Source organism: Gordonia sp. SID5947, assembly GCF_009862785.1.
Classification (GTDB): domain Bacteria; phylum Actinomycetota; class Actinomycetes; order Mycobacteriales; family Mycobacteriaceae; genus Gordonia.
Window position 1 is genome coordinate 2,162,906 of sequence record NZ_WWHU01000001.1, and the last position, 16,926, is coordinate 2,179,831.

18 protein-coding genes and 1 riboswitch are annotated in these 16,926 nt (G+C 67.9%); of the genes, 10 read left to right on the forward strand and 8 right to left on the reverse strand.

Annotated features, from left to right (window positions below):
• Positions 1 to 197: 197 nt before the first annotated feature.
• The 5 genes from GTV32_RS10010 to GTV32_RS10030 all read left to right on the forward strand — a co-directional run bounded on the left by GTV32_RS10010 (position 198) and on the right by GTV32_RS10030 (position 3,385).
• On the forward strand, positions 198 to 407 hold the full coding sequence (locus tag GTV32_RS10010) for a hypothetical protein (RefSeq protein WP_161060201.1): 210 nt from the start codon (positions 198 to 200) through the stop codon (positions 405 to 407).
• Positions 404 to 955, forward strand: a complete 552-nt coding sequence (locus tag GTV32_RS10015) for a flavin reductase family protein (RefSeq protein WP_161060202.1) — start codon at positions 404 to 406, stop codon at positions 953 to 955. Before GTV32_RS10010 ends, GTV32_RS10015 begins: the two co-directional genes overlap by 4 nt.
• Positions 952 to 2,043, forward strand: a complete 1,092-nt coding sequence (gene moaA / locus GTV32_RS10020; RefSeq protein WP_161060203.1) for a GTP 3',8-cyclase MoaA — start codon at positions 952 to 954, stop codon at positions 2,041 to 2,043. Before GTV32_RS10015 ends, moaA begins: the two co-directional genes overlap by 4 nt.
• Positions 2,044 to 2,049: 6 nt before the next feature.
• Positions 2,050 to 2,298 (forward strand): MoaD/ThiS family protein, encoded by a 249-nt coding sequence (locus tag GTV32_RS10025; protein ID WP_161060204.1) that lies wholly within the window; start codon positions 2,050 to 2,052, stop codon positions 2,296 to 2,298.
• Positions 2,299 to 2,524: 226 nt separating this feature from the next.
• Positions 2,525 to 2,737, forward strand: a riboswitch (cyclic di-AMP (ydaO/yuaA leader).
• Between the two features lie 6 nt (positions 2,738 to 2,743).
• A complete protein-coding gene (locus GTV32_RS10030) occupies positions 2,744 to 3,385 on the forward strand; it encodes a transglycosylase family protein (RefSeq protein WP_161060205.1) in 642 nt (213 codons plus the stop codon).
• A gap of 103 nt (positions 3,386 to 3,488) precedes the next feature.
• Here GTV32_RS10030 and GTV32_RS10035 read toward each other — a convergent pair whose 3' ends face one another.
• Complete coding sequence (locus tag GTV32_RS10035) at positions 3,489 to 4,016, reverse strand: DUF6328 family protein (RefSeq protein WP_343287276.1); 528 nt, start codon at positions 4,014 to 4,016, stop codon at positions 3,489 to 3,491.
• Between the two features lie 36 nt (positions 4,017 to 4,052).
• On the reverse strand, positions 4,053 to 4,709 hold the full coding sequence (locus GTV32_RS10040; protein WP_161060207.1) for a TetR family transcriptional regulator: 657 nt from the start codon (positions 4,707 to 4,709) through the stop codon (positions 4,053 to 4,055).
• 59 nt (positions 4,710 to 4,768) lie between these two features.
• Here GTV32_RS10040 and GTV32_RS10045 point away from each other — a divergent pair, with 59 nt between their 5' ends.
• Together GTV32_RS10045 and GTV32_RS10050 are read left to right on the forward strand one after the other, a co-directional pair.
• A complete protein-coding gene (locus GTV32_RS10045) occupies positions 4,769 to 5,659 on the forward strand; it encodes an SDR family NAD(P)-dependent oxidoreductase (protein ID WP_161060208.1) in 891 nt (296 codons plus the stop codon).
• A 260-nt stretch (positions 5,660 to 5,919) separates the two neighbouring features.
• Positions 5,920 to 7,533, forward strand: coding sequence for an ABC-F family ATP-binding cassette domain-containing protein (locus GTV32_RS10050; protein WP_161060209.1), 1,614 nt, complete (start codon positions 5,920 to 5,922; stop codon positions 7,531 to 7,533).
• Between the two features lie 35 nt (positions 7,534 to 7,568).
• Here the strand turns inward: GTV32_RS10050 and GTV32_RS10055 are convergent, their stop codons facing one another.
• From GTV32_RS10055 to GTV32_RS10070, 4 genes are read right to left on the reverse strand one after another with little or no spacing between them, the layout of a single operon-like run.
• Complete coding sequence (locus GTV32_RS10055; protein WP_161060210.1) at positions 7,569 to 8,021, reverse strand: molybdenum cofactor biosynthesis protein MoaE; 453 nt, start codon at positions 8,019 to 8,021, stop codon at positions 7,569 to 7,571.
• A complete protein-coding gene (locus GTV32_RS10060; protein ID WP_343287277.1) occupies positions 8,021 to 8,518 on the reverse strand; it encodes a MogA/MoaB family molybdenum cofactor biosynthesis protein in 498 nt (165 codons plus the stop codon). Before GTV32_RS10060 ends, GTV32_RS10055 begins: the two co-directional genes overlap by 1 nt.
• On the reverse strand, positions 8,511 to 9,014 hold the full coding sequence (gene moaC / locus GTV32_RS10065) for a cyclic pyranopterin monophosphate synthase MoaC (RefSeq protein WP_343287278.1): 504 nt from the start codon (positions 9,012 to 9,014) through the stop codon (positions 8,511 to 8,513). The genes GTV32_RS10060 and moaC overlap by 8 nt, the downstream gene beginning before the upstream one ends.
• Before the next feature lie 5 nt (positions 9,015 to 9,019).
• A complete protein-coding gene (locus tag GTV32_RS10070; RefSeq protein WP_161060211.1) occupies positions 9,020 to 9,205 on the reverse strand; it encodes a hypothetical protein in 186 nt (61 codons plus the stop codon).
• 78 nt (positions 9,206 to 9,283) lie between these two features.
• Between GTV32_RS10070 and GTV32_RS10075 the strand changes: the two genes are divergently transcribed.
• Both GTV32_RS10075 and GTV32_RS10080 read left to right on the forward strand, forming a co-directional pair.
• Positions 9,284 to 11,620 carry a helicase-associated domain-containing protein gene (locus tag GTV32_RS10075; RefSeq protein WP_161060212.1) on the forward strand — a complete coding sequence of 779 codons (2,337 nt, stop codon included), beginning with the start codon at positions 9,284 to 9,286 and terminating at the stop codon, positions 11,618 to 11,620.
• 79 nt (positions 11,621 to 11,699) lie between these two features.
• Positions 11,700 to 13,367: a DNA repair helicase XPB gene (locus tag GTV32_RS10080; RefSeq protein ID WP_343287279.1), complete on the forward strand. Its 1,668-nt coding sequence runs from the start codon at positions 11,700 to 11,702 to the stop codon at positions 13,365 to 13,367.
• Between the two features lie 13 nt (positions 13,368 to 13,380).
• Here GTV32_RS10080 and GTV32_RS23835 read toward each other — a convergent pair whose 3' ends face one another.
• Positions 13,381 to 14,499: a hypothetical protein gene (locus GTV32_RS23835; protein WP_161060214.1), complete on the reverse strand. Its 1,119-nt coding sequence runs from the start codon at positions 14,497 to 14,499 to the stop codon at positions 13,381 to 13,383.
• Between the two features lie 85 nt (positions 14,500 to 14,584).
• On the opposite strand from GTV32_RS23835, the gene GTV32_RS10090 reads away from it, so the two are divergent.
• Positions 14,585 to 15,739: a pyridoxal phosphate-dependent aminotransferase gene (locus tag GTV32_RS10090; RefSeq protein ID WP_161060215.1), complete on the forward strand. Its 1,155-nt coding sequence runs from the start codon at positions 14,585 to 14,587 to the stop codon at positions 15,737 to 15,739.
• A gap of 101 nt (positions 15,740 to 15,840) precedes the next feature.
• Here GTV32_RS10090 and GTV32_RS10095 read toward each other — a convergent pair whose 3' ends face one another.
• Positions 15,841 to 16,824: an LLM class F420-dependent oxidoreductase gene (locus GTV32_RS10095; protein WP_161060216.1), complete on the reverse strand. Its 984-nt coding sequence runs from the start codon at positions 16,822 to 16,824 to the stop codon at positions 15,841 to 15,843.
• Positions 16,825 to 16,926 lie beyond the last annotated feature (102 nt).

Sequence of the window (16,926 nt, forward strand, 5' to 3'; positions counted from 1 at the left end):
AGTTCCATGACAAAAGCGCCCCTGACCTGAGTCACAGCTGGTCCCCGAAACGGGACCCGGCTCCACATCAGATGAGCAGAGGCGCCAATGAGGATTCAGTCTAGCCAACGCGGATCAGACCGGTCACGTGGATTACCTCACGTCTCGCAACGGTCACCGGACGCCGCCGACCCACGACGTGTTCTACCGTGGAAGACATGAGGAGCCAATCGTCACCGCGACTGCTGCAGCTGGCCGTGGTCGTGTTCGCGATCGGGCTCGTGGCGATCGTCGCGCTGTTCGTGACCCCGTTGCTCACCGACGGGGGCACCGCGCCCACATTCGTGTACGTGCTCACCATGTGCGCACCGGTGGGCTTCGTACTCGGACTGGTCTTCGCCCTCCGGTCGGGACGGCGCGCACGGTGACCATCGAATCCGCGTTCCCGACCACGGCTACCGATCTCTCCCCGGCCGCCGACACCGAGGTACTCAAACGCGCTTACAGCTGTTTCCCGTCCGGCGTCGTGGCGGTCGCGTGCCGTGTCGTCGGCGCGGACGGCGTTCCCGAACTCGTCGGGATGGCGGCGAGCGCCTTCACCACGGTGTCGCTCGATCCCCCACTCGTCTCGCTGTGTGTGCAGAACTCGTCGACCACCTGGCCGCGACTGCGCGAGGCCCCCGCCATCGGCGTCAGCGTCTTCGCGCGGGACCAGTCGGACCTGTGCCGACAGCTGGCGGGGCCGGCTCACACCCGCTTCGCCGGGATCACTCCGTCCGGCACCGATGACGGCGCGGTGTTCATCCCGGACGCCGCCGCCAGTCTGTCCTGTTCGCTTCACAACGAGATACCGGCCGGTGACCACACCCTGGTACTCCTCCGCATCGATGCCCTGCGTTACGACGCCGGCGTGGAACCACTCGTGTTCCACGCCAGCACGTTTCGCTCACTGGAAGTCCGGAGGAGCGACACATGACGCTTGTCTCGCTCGGCCTCCCCACCACATCGTCGTCGACGGATGCGGCGCCCGCGGACACCCCCACGACGGGTCCGCTGCGGGATCGGCTCGGACGCATCGTCACCGACCTGCGGGTCTCGGTGACCGATCGCTGCAATCTGCGGTGCACCTACTGCATGCCGGCTGACGGGCTCGACTGGCTGCCCACCGACGACGTCCTGACAACCGACGAACTGATCCGGGTGATGACCGTGGCCGTCCGCGACCTCGGCATCCGGACGATCCGCTTCACCGGCGGCGAACCCCTGCTCCGCCGCGACCTCGACGACCTGATCGGCGCGGTCTCCGCATTGCCGGAAGGCCCCGAGATCGCGATGACCACCAACGGCCTCGGCCTCGGCCACCGGATCGACGCGCTGGTGGCCGCCGGACTGGACCGCATCAACGTCTCGCTGGACACGGTGGATCGCCGACGGTTTGCCGAGATCACCCGGCGTGATCGGCTCGACGACGTGGTGGACGGGCTGGCCGCCGCCCGGGCGGCCGGGGTGCGATCGATCAAGGTGAACGCGGTCCTCGCCGGTCACGACGACCTCGGCCGGCTCCCCGACCTCCTCGGGTTCTGCCTCGAGCACGGGTACCAGCTACGCATCATCGAGCAGATGCCACTGGACGCGGACCACCGTTGGGACCGGTCGTCGATGGTCACCGCCGACGAGATCCTCGCCGCCCTGCGCGCTCGGTACACCTTGCGGCCCGATCCCCGCCCCCGCGGCAGTGCGCCCGCCGCCACCTGGCTCGTCGACGGCCACGAGGTGGACGGTGCACCGGCACGGGTCGGCGTGATCGCGTCGGTCACCCGTCCCTTCTGCGGCGATTGCGACCGGACCCGGCTCACCGCCGACGGCGCGCTTCGCAATTGTCTGTTCGCGGAGTCCGAGACCGACTTGCGTGGGCTCCTCCGCAGCGGTCTGCCCGACGATCAGCTCGACGGCGCCATCGCCGCCCGCTGGCGCGGCAACACCTGGGTGAAGGCCGCCGGCCATGGGGTGAACAGCCCCGACTTCCACCAGCCCGATCGGCCGATGTCGGCCATCGGAGGCTGATCGACGATGCAGGTCACCATCCGGTACTTCGCTGCCGCGCGCGCGGCGGCAGGCGGCGACACGGCCGTCGTCGACGTCGACGCGGACACCACCCTCGGCGACCTCGAGTCGATCCTGTCCGCGGGTAACCCGGATCTGCAGCGGGTGCTGGCGCGATGCTCCTACCTCCGCGACTCGGTCGCGCTCTGCGATCGCGATGTGGCCCTTGGGGCGTGTGCGGTCATCGACGTCCTGCCGCCATTCGCCGGTGGCTGACGACACATTCGCGCTGTGACCTTCCTCACATAACGGCTCGATAACGAGAAGGACACAAGTCGACTATCGCGCCGTGAGCAGGGACGACCCCGAAATTGGGTCGAGAGACCCAATCGTCCGGCGAAAACAGGCTCGCCAACAACGTGATTCGAGCTCATAGACGTCGTAGTGTGACTGAACGACGCCCCACGGGGGGTCACGACCAAGTAACCAAATGCATAACGTCCCGTCGGCCGCGCCGAACCTCGCTCCGTCACGGGACGCACCACAGAACGACATCTAGGAGCGAGGACGGGGGACCCAACCCTCCGACAGAGAACCGGACGGTCATCACGACGTCCTTGGGGTTAAGTCCCGGCGTGACTCACGTCAGGCCGAGACCGGGCACCTCTCGCCCGAACCCGACAGCTGACTTCGTAGGCGCGTGGAGAGAGGAACACCACTCATGTCCGGACGTCATCGCAAACCGACGACAGCCACGACCACCAAGACCTTCGCGAAGGTCGCCCTGACCGGAGCAGTCCTCGGCGGCGGTGCCGCCCTGCTGGGAGGCACGGGTACGGCCAACGCCGCGACCGACGCCGAATGGAACCAGGTCGCCCAGTGCGAGTCGGGCGGCAACTGGGCCATCAACACCGGCAACGGTTACCAGGGCGGCCTGCAGTTCAGCCAGAGCACCTGGGCCGGCCACGGCGGCACCCAGTTCGCCCCCAGCGCCGACCAGGCCACCAAGGAGCAGCAGATCGTGGTCGCCGAGCGTGTGCTGGGCAGCCAGGGCAAGGGCGCGTGGCCCGTGTGTGGCACCGGCCTCTCGGGCGCCACCCAGCGCAGCGCGCCCAGTGAGGCTCCGCGTCTGCAGCTCCCGAAGCTGCCGGCACCCTTCAACTGGTCGTCGGCACCCGAAGCCAAGAGCACCGGTGACGTGCAGAAGCAGCTCGACTCCGCGCTCGACCAGGCCCGGGAGAACGGCAAGATCTCGCCCGAGGTCAAGAGCCTGTGGGATATGGCCAAGAAGAGCGGCTACGAGCTCACCCCGGACCAGATCAAGATGTTCAACGAGCACAAGGACCAGCTGCCCACTCCCTGATAGGAGCAGCTGACTCGGCCCGGCCCCGGGCCCACAGTCGAAGGGCCCCGCACGACGGTTTCAGACCCGTGCGGGGCCCTTTTCCATTCTCATCGGCGACCGGTCAGTCGTGCCGCGACAGTCGCCGCCGCTCACGCAGCGGCATGGCGACCCACATGAACACGAAGACCACCAGCGCCGCACCCCCGGCGGTGAGGGCGGCCCAACCGCCGAAGACGATGTCGAAGATCACCGTGAGGACGCCGATGAGCGCGATGCCGAGCAAGCCGATGCCGATCAGTGTCAACCGGTGTGCGCGATCCACCAGCTGATCGATCGCGTGGCGCCGAAACAACAGTCGGTGCAACGCAACAGGCGAGATCAGGGTCACTGTGGAGAGCACCGCGAAGACCAGGCTGACGACAAAGATGTTCTGTTCGCGGGAGGTCAGCTCCTCGAAGCCCTCCTGGAACGGGACGGTCAGCATCAGACCGGTGAGGATCTGCCCGCCGGTTTGCACCACTCGCAGTTCCTGCAACAGGCTGGCCCAGTTGCGGTCGAGCCGCTCGGTCGGGGTCTCATGGCGATCGGGCGTCGAGCCACCGGACTGATCGTAGGAGTCACCACGAGCGGAGTCACCTGGGTTGGACACCACACGAACCTATCCCTGCCGGCGCACCGGCGGCGGTCAGTCGGCGAGCAATCCCGTGATCAGCGCTGCCAGGATGCGTCGTAACCGGGATTCGACATCCACCAGCGCATGCCCCAGCCGCGGGTCGTCCCGATAGAGCTCGAGGATCTCGGGCCCCGGGGTGGCTATCTGCCAGAACGCGCCGGCAAGCGCGGTCGAGGTCGCGATGAGATCCACACCGTTCTCCACCGACAACGCGGGCAGCAACCTCCGGACGGATTCGACGATGGCGTCGAGTTCGGCATGCGTCACGTATTTGAAGCGACGGACGGCATCCGGCGACACGTTGCGCTCCAGATTCATCGGCGCCTGGGCGAGCAGATCGCAGAACTGGCCCCGGGTAGCGAGGGTTGCACCGATGACCGAAGCCACGATCTCGGCATCCGCGTGATGCCGCGCGTCCAGGTCCGCTCGTAGAGCCGCGGACCACTCGCGCCAGCCGTCTGCGGTGAGGCGCAGGAAGATCTCCTCCCGCGTCTCGAAATAGCGCAGCATCGCCGACTTGTGCATGCCGACGGCGACCGCGATGTCGGTGAGGGTGATCTCGCGGATGCCCCGCTGGGTCGCCAGCTCCCGCGCGGCGCTCAGGATGGCCTCCTCCCGAGCTTGCTTGGCCTGAGGACTGCGTGCGCGCCGAAAGTCACCCGATTGCATGCCCCCAACTTAGCAAAACGATGTTGCGCAATTACCGCAACGGTGTTTTACTAAAACGCATGGAACAGACATGGTTCATCACCGGATCGTCACGCGGATTCGGGCGTGCGCTCGTCCGCGCCGCCTTGCACGCAGGTCATCGCGTCGCGGCGACCGCACGTCGCCCGGAAGAACTCGACGACCTGGTCGACGAGTTCGGCGACCACATCCATCCGATACGCCTGGATGTCACCGATGTCGACCTGGTGCGCGCGGCGGTCACCGAGGCGCACACAGTGTTCGGAGGTATCGACGTGGTGGTCAACAATGCGGGATACGCCAATGTCGCACCCATCGAGACCGGCGACGACAGCGACTTCCGGACCCAGTTCGAGACCAACTTCTGGGGCGTCTACAACGTGTCCAAGGCAGTCATTCCGCTACTGCGACAACAAGGTCATGGCCTGATCATCCAGTTCTCGTCGGTGGGCGGGCGTGTCGGCGGCTCTGGCGGCATCGCGTCCTACCAGGCCGCGAAGTTCGCGATCGATGGATTCAGTCGGGTATTACGTTCGGAGACTGCGCAATTCGGAGTCAGAGTCCTGGTGGTGGAGCCGAGCGGGTTTCGTACCGATTGGGCGGGGAGTTCGATGACCGTATCCGCGATGTCCGACGGATACTCCGCATTGGGCGCCCGTTACTCGGATTCCACCGACCCCGCGTCACCTCTGCAGGCCGGCGATCCGGAACGTGCCGCAGCGATTCTCGTGGAAGTTGCCGCACGACAGGATATCCCGCACAACCTACCGCTCGGGGCGCAGGCCTCGGCGCTGTCCGTCGAGTTCGGTCGGCGACAACTCGACAGCGACCTCGCCTGGCAGGAGGTGAGCAGGTCCGCCGACTTCGGCCTGCCCTACCCGGTCACCCCTCCTCCTGATGGGGTTCCCGCGCAGTCCGTGCCATCGCGGTGAGCACGACGCGGTATGGTCGGGGAATCATGGAGATCGAGGTCGACAGAATCTAGCCACCGAATTGCCGGTGGCCTCATCCGCGAGACGGCGGTGCGATCGGGAGACGTCCGATCGCACGGTTTGTCGGGACCGTGAACGGTCCGGATGCGGCGTTTTCCCAGCGCGATCTTCGCCGGCCTTTCGGCGCGCCCGACCACCTCCATTGACGCCCCGTCGACGCCCACCGCATCGACAGGGCACGAACACCCAGAAGGCCACCGATGTCCACCCAATCCGCCATCACCCTCCACGACCTGAGTTTCGACTGGCCCGACGGCACCGTCGCGCTCGACCGCGTCGAGGGCACGTTCACCGTCGGCCGTACCGGCCTGACCGGTCGCAACGGAGCAGGCAAGTCCACCTTGCTACGCCTGATCGCCGGCATCCTCACCCCGACCGCGGGCCATGTCGACACGATCGGCGAGGTCGGCTACCTCCCGCAGACACTCACCCTCGCCCGCGAGACGACCATCGCGGAGTTGCTCGGCATCGCCGACACACTCTCCGCCATCCGCGCCATCGAAGGCGGCGACGCCGACGACAAGCACTTCGAGACCGTCGGTGACGATTGGGACATCGAGGCCCGGGCCTATCAAGCGCTACACCAGATCGGCTTCACCGCAATCGATCTCGACCGTCGCGTCGCCGAAGTGTCCGGTGGTGAGGCGATGCTTGTCGCCATCACGGGCCTGCGCATCCGTCGTACCCCCATCACGCTCCTCGACGAGCCGACCAACAACCTCGATCGACCCACGCGGGCCCGGCTCGCGGAGTTCGTGGACGACTGGCCCGGAACCCTCGTCGTGGTCAGTCACGACCTCGAACTCCTCGAGCACATGGAGAACACCGCGGAGCTCCACGACGGTGAGCTGGAGGTGTTCGGCGGTCCGTACAGCGCCTGGGCAGAACACCGCGAGCGGGAGCAAGCGGCCGCCGCGCAGGCGGCTCGCACCGCGCAACAAGCGCTCAAGGTGGAGAAACGCCAACGCACCGAGGCCGAGACCAAACTCGCGCGCAGGGAACGCACGGCCGCCAAGACCCAGAAGGACGGCGGTATCCCGAAGATCCTGGCCGGGGCCCGAGCCAGTAAGGCTCAGGCATCGGCCGGATCACTTCGCTCGACCCTTGACGACAAGGTCCGATCCGCCCAGGCCGCCGTCGACGCCGCCGACGCTCGTGTCCGCGACGACGACCACATCAACCTCGTTCTCCCGGACCCGGACGTGCCGCGCGGTCGGCGACTGCTGGAGCTTCGCGACGCCACCCGCACCGTGATCGTCCAAGGGCCGGAGCGCGTCGCGCTGATGGGACCGAACGGGGTCGGCAAATCGACGCTGATCGGCCAACTCCTGGGAGAACTGCCCGCGACCGACGGCCGGGTCCAGGGCACGCTCCTCACCGATCGCGTCGGATACCTCCCCCAACGTCTCGACGGTCTGGACGATGCCGCGGGTGCGCTGGAGAACGTGCAGACGGTTGCGCCGAATACGCCGCCAGGGACGATCCGCAACCAGTTGGCTCGGCTGTTGCTACGAGGAAGCGCCGCGAACCGCCCGGTCGGCACGCTCTCCGGCGGCGAACGCTTCCGTGTCGCACTCGCGAAACTCCTCTTGGCAGAGCCAATTCCGCAGCTGCTGATCCTGGACGAGCCCACCAACAACCTCGACATCGCGAGTGTGGGACAACTCGCCGAGGCACTCGACGCCTACCGTGGGGCGCTCCTGGTAATCAGCCACGATCTACCGTTCCTCGAGAAGATCGGCATCGACACCGTTCTCGAACTCGGCGCAGACGGGCAGATCCACCAGAGAGGCGACCTGACAGAAACGATGTGACGATCAGCGACGGCGGGCGCGTTGCCGGGTACCGCTCACGCCGAGCCGACCCATTCGTCGCTCCCGTCACCGAAGAACTGGTGTTTCCACACGGGCAGTCGCGCTTTCACCTCGTCGACGAGTTGCGCGCAGAGTTCAAAGGCCGCTCGTCGATGATCGGCCGCAACCGCGACCACAAACGCGACGTCACCGATCGCGAGTTCTCCGACCCGATGCGACACCGCAACGGCCCAGACCCCGTTGCCGGCGCCGGCGATCTCGCCGACGACCTCGGTGAGCACCGTCGGCGCCGACGGGTGGGCAGAGTAGACCAGCCGGGTCACCTCGCGGCCGGCGTCGTGGTTGCGCACCGCACCAACGAAACCGACGACGGCACCGGCGGCGCCGCCCGCGGCCTCGGCGACAAGCGCTTCGTGGGTCGCGAGGTCGATCGCATCGTCGGACAAGGATGCCCGCACCACCTGGACATCGACAGCGCGGTCCGCCATCAGTGATCACCCCCGCGGATCTGGTCCAGCGCGTGGTCGAGCACTCCCTCGAGGACCGACAGCCCGTCCTTCACCCCGCCGGACGAGCCCGGCAGGTTGATCACCAGCGTCGTGGCCGCCACTCCCGCGAGGCCACGCGACAACACTGCCGTCGGCACCGTCGGGAGACCGGCGGACCGGATCGCGTCGGCCAGACCGGGGATCTCCGCGTCGAGTATGGGTCGGGTCTGCTCTGGTGTGCGGTCGGTGGGCGACAGACCGGTCCCTCCGGTGGTGATGACGAGATCGGCGCCTGCGTGGACGCCTGCCCGGATCGCGTCACCGACCGGCGCGCCGTCGGAGACCACGCTGCATTCGGTGACGACGATCCCGCGAGCTCTGAGCCAGTCGCTGATGATCGGGCCGGTGCGGTCGGCGTAGTCGCCACGGCTGGCCCGGGTCGAGGCCACCACGATCCGGGCGGTCCGACGACGCAGACCGGTCGGCGGCTCACTCACGTCGCCACGACCCCGATTTTCCGCCGGTCTTCTCGAGCAGGCACACCCCGTCCATGCTGGCGCGACGGTCGACCGCCTTCACCATGTCGTGCAATGTGAGGCCTGCGACGGCGACAGCGGTGAGCGCTTCCATCTCGACACCGGTCTGACCACTGGTCCCGACGGTCGCCGTGACGTCGATGTGGTCATCGGCGATGGCGAACTCGATCTCGACGGACGACAGGGCGAGCTGATGGCACAACGGGATCAACTCGTCGGTGCGCTTGGCAGCCATGATCCCGGCGATCCGGGCTGTCGCGAGCACGTCACCCTTCGGCAACCTGCCCTCGCTGAGCAATCCGATCACCTCGGCGGTGGTGCGAAACGTCCCGCCGGCCACCGCACGACGGTCCGTACGCGATTTGCCGCCGACGTCGACCATCCGGGCTGCACCGGTCGAGTCGATGTGACTCAGGCCGGGTCCCGTCGACCCGCTCGCTTCGCCTTCGCCGGCCACTCTCGTCAGCGGTTGACGATGGTCTTCGGCTGAAGGTAGGGCAAGTCGTCGGGAGCCAACGGGAACTCGACGTCGCCGAAGGGTGACAGGGCACCGGAGAGACCGGCCGCGAACTCGGAGACCGCGTGCGCGCTGTCGCCGTCTCCGTCTTTCGGCCAGCCGTTGTCGACGTACTTCTTCTTCTCAGCCACGGGGTCATTGTGCCATGTGGCCTCGGCGGCAGTCCCGGCGAAACCGCCCTCCGGCGCACGCTCAGTAGAATCGGCCGAATGAGTGCGGATGACCAGGGCGTCAGCCTGGCCGATGACCTGGCCTCGCGTAGCGACGATGCGATCATCGAACTGCTCACCGCGCGCCCCGACCTGGCGTCCCCACCACCGGCCGGGACCGGCGTGCTGGCCTCGCGTGCGTTGTCGGCAGCGTCGTCGGCGCTGGCCGGCGAGGATCTCGACCTACTCGCGGTGGCCGTGCTGGAACAAGCCATCGCCCTCGGCATCGCGACCACCGGCACCGTCCCCGCACCGACCACGGCCGCCGCGATCGTCGCCGCACTCACCGGACAGGCCGACACCCAGGAGATCCGCGATCGGATCGAGAGGTTACGACGACGTGCCCTGCTCTGGGGTCCCGACGACGCGTTGTTGACCGGCGCGCACGCCGCGGCGGCACTGCCGTGGCGGGGCCACCATCTGACCTGTCCGCTGGCCCGTCAGAAGCCCGAGGATCTACGCATCACACTCGACGGCCTCGAACAGCGCGAACGCGGCCTGCTCGACACCCTGTCGCGAGGTCCGGCGCTGGGGCGCAGCCGCGATGCCGCACCCGGCGCCGACCCCGAGTCACCGGTTGCCCGGCTCCTCGCGGCCGGTCTGCTCGCCCGTATCGACGACCAGACGGTTGAGTTGCCGCCGATGATCGGCCAGCTGTTGCGCGACGAGCCGCCGCTGCGCACCGACGACCTCAGCGCCCCCGCCCTGCACGACGAGTCCGCCAAGCGCAGGTTCTCCGCCGGTGCCGTCGAGGACGCCGCCGGCGGCGAGGCCCTGGAGCTGATCCGCCACGCCACTGCTCTCATCCATGCGCTCGGCGCCACCCCCGCCGCGGTGTTGCGTTCCGGTGCGCTGGGGGTTCGTGAGCTCCGGCGTCTGGCCAAGGTGACGGGCCTCGAACAGCAGCGGCTCGCATTCATCGCCGAATTGCTCGCCTATCTGCGACTGATCGACGCCGGGTTCCCCGAGCCCCCGCCCGCGTCGGATTCCGGCGAGCACGCCTTTGCGCCGACGATGGCCGCCGACAGCTGGCTGCACCTGCCTCGGGAACGACAGTGGTGGGCACTGCTCGGTGCGTGGCTGGAGATGCCACGGCGCGCCTGGCAGATCGGCGAACCCGACCGCGACGGCAACGCGCTCCCCGCGTTGTCGGGTGAGTTGCACGACGCCTACGCACCGGTCGCGCGGCACGCGATGCTGTCGACGCTGGGCCAGGCCGGGCGCGCGATGCCGGTGACGACGGACGCGTTGGTGGCCGCCCTGCACTGGCAGCACCCCCGACAGATCCGCCGGTACGCACGCCACGTCGTCGAACAGACCCTGCGGGAGGCGCGCGAGCTCGGCGTGGTCGCGCACGGTTCGCTCACCGCGGTCGGCCGTGCGGCCACCGCCGGTGACCACGACGACGTCGAGGCATCGGTACTCACCGCGATGCGGACGGCGTTGCCGGAACCCATCGACCACTTCCTCGCCCAGGCCGACCTGACCCTCACCGTTCCCGGTCCGATGACGGCCGAACTCGCCGAACAGGTGGAACTCGTCGCCGACCTGGAGTCCGGCGGCGCGGCGTCGGTCTACCGCGTGTCCGAGGCCAGCGTGCGGCGAGCGCTCGACGCCGGGCGCAGCAGCAGTGAGCTGCTGACGCTGTTCACCGCGCATTCGCGGACGCCCGTCCCCCAGTCGCTGACCTACCTCATCGAGGACGTCGCACGGAAACACGGGCAGCTGCGGGTGGGCGTCGCCTCGGCCTTCGTGCGCTGCGAGGACCCGACCACTCTCGCCGCCGTGTTGCGCAGCGACGCCGCCGAGCAGCTCGCGTTACGCGCGCTGGCGCCGACGGTCGCTGTGTCACAGGCGGACGTCCGTGAGGTGATCGACCGGCTACGGGCCGCCGGTTTCGCCCCCGCCGGCGAGGATTCCACCGGCACCGTGGTGGACCTGCGGGAGCGCGGAAGTCGCGTCACGGTCGCGCGAGGACGCCGACAACCCCAGCCCCGCCGGCCCGTACCGTCCGCAGAGCAACTGCGGACCGTCGTCGCGCGGATGCGGTCCCAGGATCGCGCCGCGACCGCCCGTCCGGCGTCCGGCGCGACCTCGACGTCGCCGGTCCGGGCGGCCGGCGGCGGCGAGTCGGCGACCGCATTGATCCAGCTCGCGCTGCGAGTGAACCGCCGTCTGCGGGTGGATTACGTCGACGCCCACGGGTCGGCCAGTCGGCATGTGGTGACACCGCGGACCCTCGGGGCCGGGCAACTCGTGGCGGTCGACTCCGGAACCGACGACGAACAGCATTTCTCCCTACACCGGATCACCAGCGTCGAACTCCTGGAGAACTGAGGGCGGGCCCGGCGGCGCCGCTAGCCGTCCGACCGGGCCGCTTCTGACAGGAGTTGCGCTGATCTGGACAATGGACTGGGTGACCGATGGACCCCTGATCGTGCAATCCGACAAGACGCTGCTGCTCGAGGTCGACCACCCCGACGCTGCAGCGGCCCGCGCGGCGATCGCGCCGTTCGCCGAACTCGAACGCGCCCCCGAACATGTGCACACCTACCGTGTGACTCCCCTGGCGCTGTGGAATGCCCGCGCCGCCGGCCACGACGCGGAGCAGGTGGTCGACGCACTCGTCAGCCACTCGCGCTACGCGGTGCCGCAGCCGCTACTCATGGACGTCGTCGACACGATGGGCCGATTCGGGCGTTTGCAACTGGTCAAACACCCGGCGCACGGGCTGACCCTGGTCAGCCTCGACCGCGCCGTGCTCGAAGAGATCATGCGCAACAAGAAGATCGCCCCGATGCTCGGCGCGCGGCTCGACGACGACACGGTGATCGTGCACCCGTCCGAGCGCGGACGGCTCAAGCAGGTCCTGCTCAAGGTGGGCTGGCCGGCCGAGGATCTCGCCGGGTACGTCGACGGCGAGGCGCACCACATCGCGCTCGATCAGGACGACTGGCACCTGCGCGACTACCAGGAACTGGCCGCCGACTCGTTCTGGGCGGGCGGATCCGGCGTCGTGGTGTTGCCCTGCGGCGCAGGAAAGACCATGGTCGGTGCTGCCGCGATGGCAAAGGCGGGCGCCACCACGCTGATCCTGGTGACCAACACGGTCGCCGGGCGTCAGTGGAAACGGGAACTCGTGTCCCGTACCTCGTTGACCGAGGACGAGATCGGCGAGTACTCCGGCGAACGCAAGGAGATCAGGCCGGTCACCATCGCGACGTACCAGGTGATGACCCGGAAGTCGAAGGGCGAGTACAAGAATCTCGACCTCTTCGATTCTCGCGACTGGGGATTGATCATCTACGACGAGGTGCACCTGCTGCCCGCTCCGGTGTTCCGGATGACCGCCGACCTGCAATCGCGCCGCCGCCTCGGGCTGACCGCGACGCTCGTCCGTGAGGACGGCCGCGAGGGTGACGTCTTCAGTCTCATCGGGCCGAAACGCTATGACGCGCCGTGGAAGGACATCGAGGCGCAGGGCTGGATCGCCCCCGCCGACTGCATCGAGGTCCGGGTGACGCTGACCGACGAGGAGCGACTGCAGTACGCGGTCGCCGAGGCGGAGGAGAAATACAAGCTCTGCTCCACCGCGCACACCAAGGTGAACGTGGTGAAGTCGATCCTCGCCCGGCACAAGGATTCTCCGACACTGGTCATCGGTGCATACATCGACCAACTGGAAGAGCTGGGACGCGAACTGGACGCGCCGGTGATCCAGGGCTCCACCAAGAACAAGGAACGCGAAGTCCTGTTCGACCAGTTCCGCAACGGGGAGATCCGGACGCTGGTGGTCTCCAAGGTGGCAAACTTCTCGATCGATCTGCCGGAGGCGTCTGTCGCCGTCCAGGTCTCGGGAACGTTCGGTTCCCGGCAGGAGGAGGCACAGCGCCTCGGTCGGCTACTGAGGCCGAAACGCGATGGCGGCCAGGCACATTTCTACTCGGTGGTGTCCCGCGACACCCTCGACGCCGACTACGCGGCGCATCGGCAGCGCTTCCTCGCCGAGCAGGGCTACGCCTATCGCATCACCGATGCGGACGATCTGCTGGGTCCCGCCATCGGCGAGGAGTCCGCGGGCTGAGCCTCGGATCGAATCAGATCGGTTCGGCGAGGCAGTAGCCGAGCGGCTCGGGCAGTGCGAAGTAGACCGACAGCTGATCACTGGAGCACGACGGCCGTCCGTTGCTGCGCTTGTCGACACGGACGATCTCGGTGCCGGTCGCCTTGGTGGCCCCGCACGCGAGCTCCTTGTAGTCGGACAGCGAGGCGCTCGGCATCCCGCCGAGCGGGATCTGGTAACACTTGCCCTGCGTCAGGTTCGGTGACAGGCACAGCTGTTCGCCCGTTTCCTCGCCGTCGCGCATCCAGTACAACCGGGAGTAGTCGTCGCTGGGACATGTCGCCCCGTTGACCTTCTGGGCCACGTAGAAGGTGAACTTGCTCGTCGAGGAGCAGTCCGCCTTACGTGCGTGGACGTCCCCGCCCTCCCCGCTGCCGGTGACAGAGACACAGTCACCCACCGCGACGTCGTCGGTGTCGGTCACCGAGTCACGGGCGATGAAGCCGAACACCCCGACGACCGCGATCACGAGGACGGCCACGATGCCCACGGCCCACCACAACCACTTGCGCGATCGCTTGGGGGCCGGCGGCGCGTACGGATATGCACCGGGGTACGGCTGGCCGCCCGGGTACGGCTGGCCACCCGGATACGGCTGAGCACCCGGATACTGCTGGCCACCCGGATACTGCTGGCCACCCGGATACGGCTGAGCACCCGGATACTGCTGGCCACCCGGATACTGCTGAGCGCCCGGATACTGCTGGCCACCCAGGTACGGCTGAGCACCCGGATACTGCTGGGCACCCGGATACTGCTGGGCACCGGGGTACGGCTGAGCACCTGGGTAGGGCTGCCCGGGATGGGGTTGAGCACCCGGAAACGGTTGTTCCCCCGGATACGCCTGACCACCAGGGTGAGGCGAGCCACCCGGCGGCGGTTGCGCTCCTCGGTCAGGATCTCCGCTCTGGTACGGCTGCTCACCGGGATACGGCGGGGTACCGGGAAAGGGCTGCTCGCTCGGGTACTGCTCGCCGCCGGGGTACTGCTGCGCTCCCGACGACTCGTTGCCACCACCCTGACGCTGCGTGGGATCCGCGTCCTGCGGCCCCTGCGGTGAATCCGGGTTCGGCGGTACGGGCGGGGTGGTCATAGTCGCAGATCGTACCGCCGCGCCACCTGGCGGCGGCGAAGCCATCTATCTGCACGAATGACGGTCCATGTGTCAGCCTTGAGCCGTGCGCACCGTTTCCCGCCTCCGCCCCTTCGGGACCACGATCTTCGCCGAGATGTCCGCGCTGGCGCTCGAACACGACGCGATCAACCTCGGCCAGGGGTTTCCCGACACCGACGGTCCCGACTCGATGCTCGCGGCGGCACAGCGCGCGATCGCCGAGGGTCGCAACCAGTACCCGCCCGGCATCGGCGTGCCCGAATTGCGGTACGCGGTGGCCCGTCAGCAGCGGCAACTGTACGGACTGGACTACGACCCCGACGCCGAGGTCCTGATCACCGTCGGCGCCACCGAGGCGATCGCCGGGGCCGTCGTCGGACTCGTCGAGCCCGGCCGCGAGGTGGTGATGGTGGAGCCGTACTACGACTCGTATGCCGCCACGGTTGCCATGGCGGGCGGTGTCCGACGAACCGTGCCCCTCATCGCCGATGGAGACGGGTTCCGCCTCGACCGTTCCGCACTGGCCGACGCATTCGGTCCCGACACGGCGATGATCCTGGTGAATTCACCCCACAACCCCACCGGCACGGTGTTCTCCGATGACGACCTCAGCGAGATCGCCCGCCTGTGCACAGAACACGACGTCGTCGCGGTGACCGACGAGGTCTACGAGCATCTGCTCTTCGACGACCGGGTCCAACGCCCACTCGCCACCTTTCCGGGTATGCGCGAGCGGACTCTGCGGATCTCGAGCGCCGCAAAGACATTCAACTGCACCGGATGGAAGGTCGGGTGGATCAGCGGTCCACCCGACCTGGTCGCGGCCGCCCGCGCCGCCAAACAGTTCATGTCCTATGTCGGTTCCGGACCGTTCCAGCCCGCCGTGGCCGGTGCACTCGACGAAGAGATGGACTGGGTGCGCGATTCGGCACAGCGGTTGGTGTCGGCCCGCGACCTCCTGTCGGACGCGCTCCGCGACACCGGCTTCGACGTCCACCGGAGCGAGGCCGGCTACTTCGTGTGCGCCGATCCGCGCCCGCTCGGGTTCGACGACGGAATCTCCTTCTGCCGCATGCTTCCCGAGCGGATCGGCGTCGCGGCTGTTCCCGTGAGCGCATTCGTCGACGACGTCGAACCGTGGCGGCACCTTGTCCGCTTTGCGTTCTGCAAGCGCGAAGAAGTCATCACCGAAGCCGCGCAACGACTCCGACGCCTCTAGCTCCGCCGCCGGGCTCCCACCCCTCACGCCGATCAGGGTGGCGGTTCGGGTGCGCCCACTCGGCGGGAAAGTGTGCCCGATCGGCGGTTCGGCGAGCGGAATCAGCGCAGGGCGGGCATGACCTCGTTCACGAACAGGTCGAGGCTGCTGCGATCGTGCGCGATCTCCGGGAAGTAGAAGATCCCGTAGGCCATACCCAGATCGGCCAGGGCGGAGAGGTTCTCGACCACCTGCTCGGGCGTCCCGACGGCGGGCATGCCTCGGAATGCCGCCATGCTCGCCGCAGCCGCCTCGGGATGGACGTGCTGAGCCAATCGCTGTTCGATCGCACCGAGCCGACGCTCCACCTCCTCGGCAGTCTCGGCGAGCACGACGTTGTAGTTCGCCGAACGGACGATGGACTCGAAGTCACGACCAACGTCGGCACAGTGTTGTTGCAGCACAGACGATTTGTGCGTGAAACCGTCGGGCGTCCCGTCGAAGTTCGTGTAGTCGGCATACCGGGCGGCGATCCGCAGGGTCTTGCGCTCGCCACCCCCGGCGATCCACAGCGGGATGCGCCCGGCCGTCGGCTGGGGTGCACAGATCGCGTCGTCGACCTGGTAGTGCACCCCATCGAGACTCGCCCGCCCGGTCTCCCAGGCCTGCTTCATGATCGTCACACCCTCGTCGAGACGGGCGAGCCGTTCCCCCGCCGACGGGAAGCCGTATCCGTATGCTCGCCACTCCTGCTCGTACCAACCGGCGCCGATCCCCATCTGCACCCGTCCACCGGAGATGAGATCCGCGGTCGCCGCCACCTTTGCCAGGTACATGGGATTCCGGTAGCTCATCGCGGTACACATCTGGCCGATGTCCACCCGCGACGTGGTGGCCGCGAAGGCCGACACCAGGCTCCACGCTTCGTGCGTGGCCTCGTCGGTGGGCACCGGAACGGTGTGGAAATGGTCGTAGACCCAGATCGAGTCCCAGCCGGTCGCTTCGGCGGTCGCGGCCAGCGACGACATCACCGACCACTGATCCGCCGGCGCGATACCGGTGAGGTCGAGACGCCAGCCCTGCGGAATGAAGAGTCCGAATCGCATGGGCTCACGCTACCCGGGGTCGCCACCGACAAGGGCGTCCTCGGCACTAGAATCAGGGAATGCCCGACCCGAACGGAGTCGGCGACAGGCAGGAGATCGACG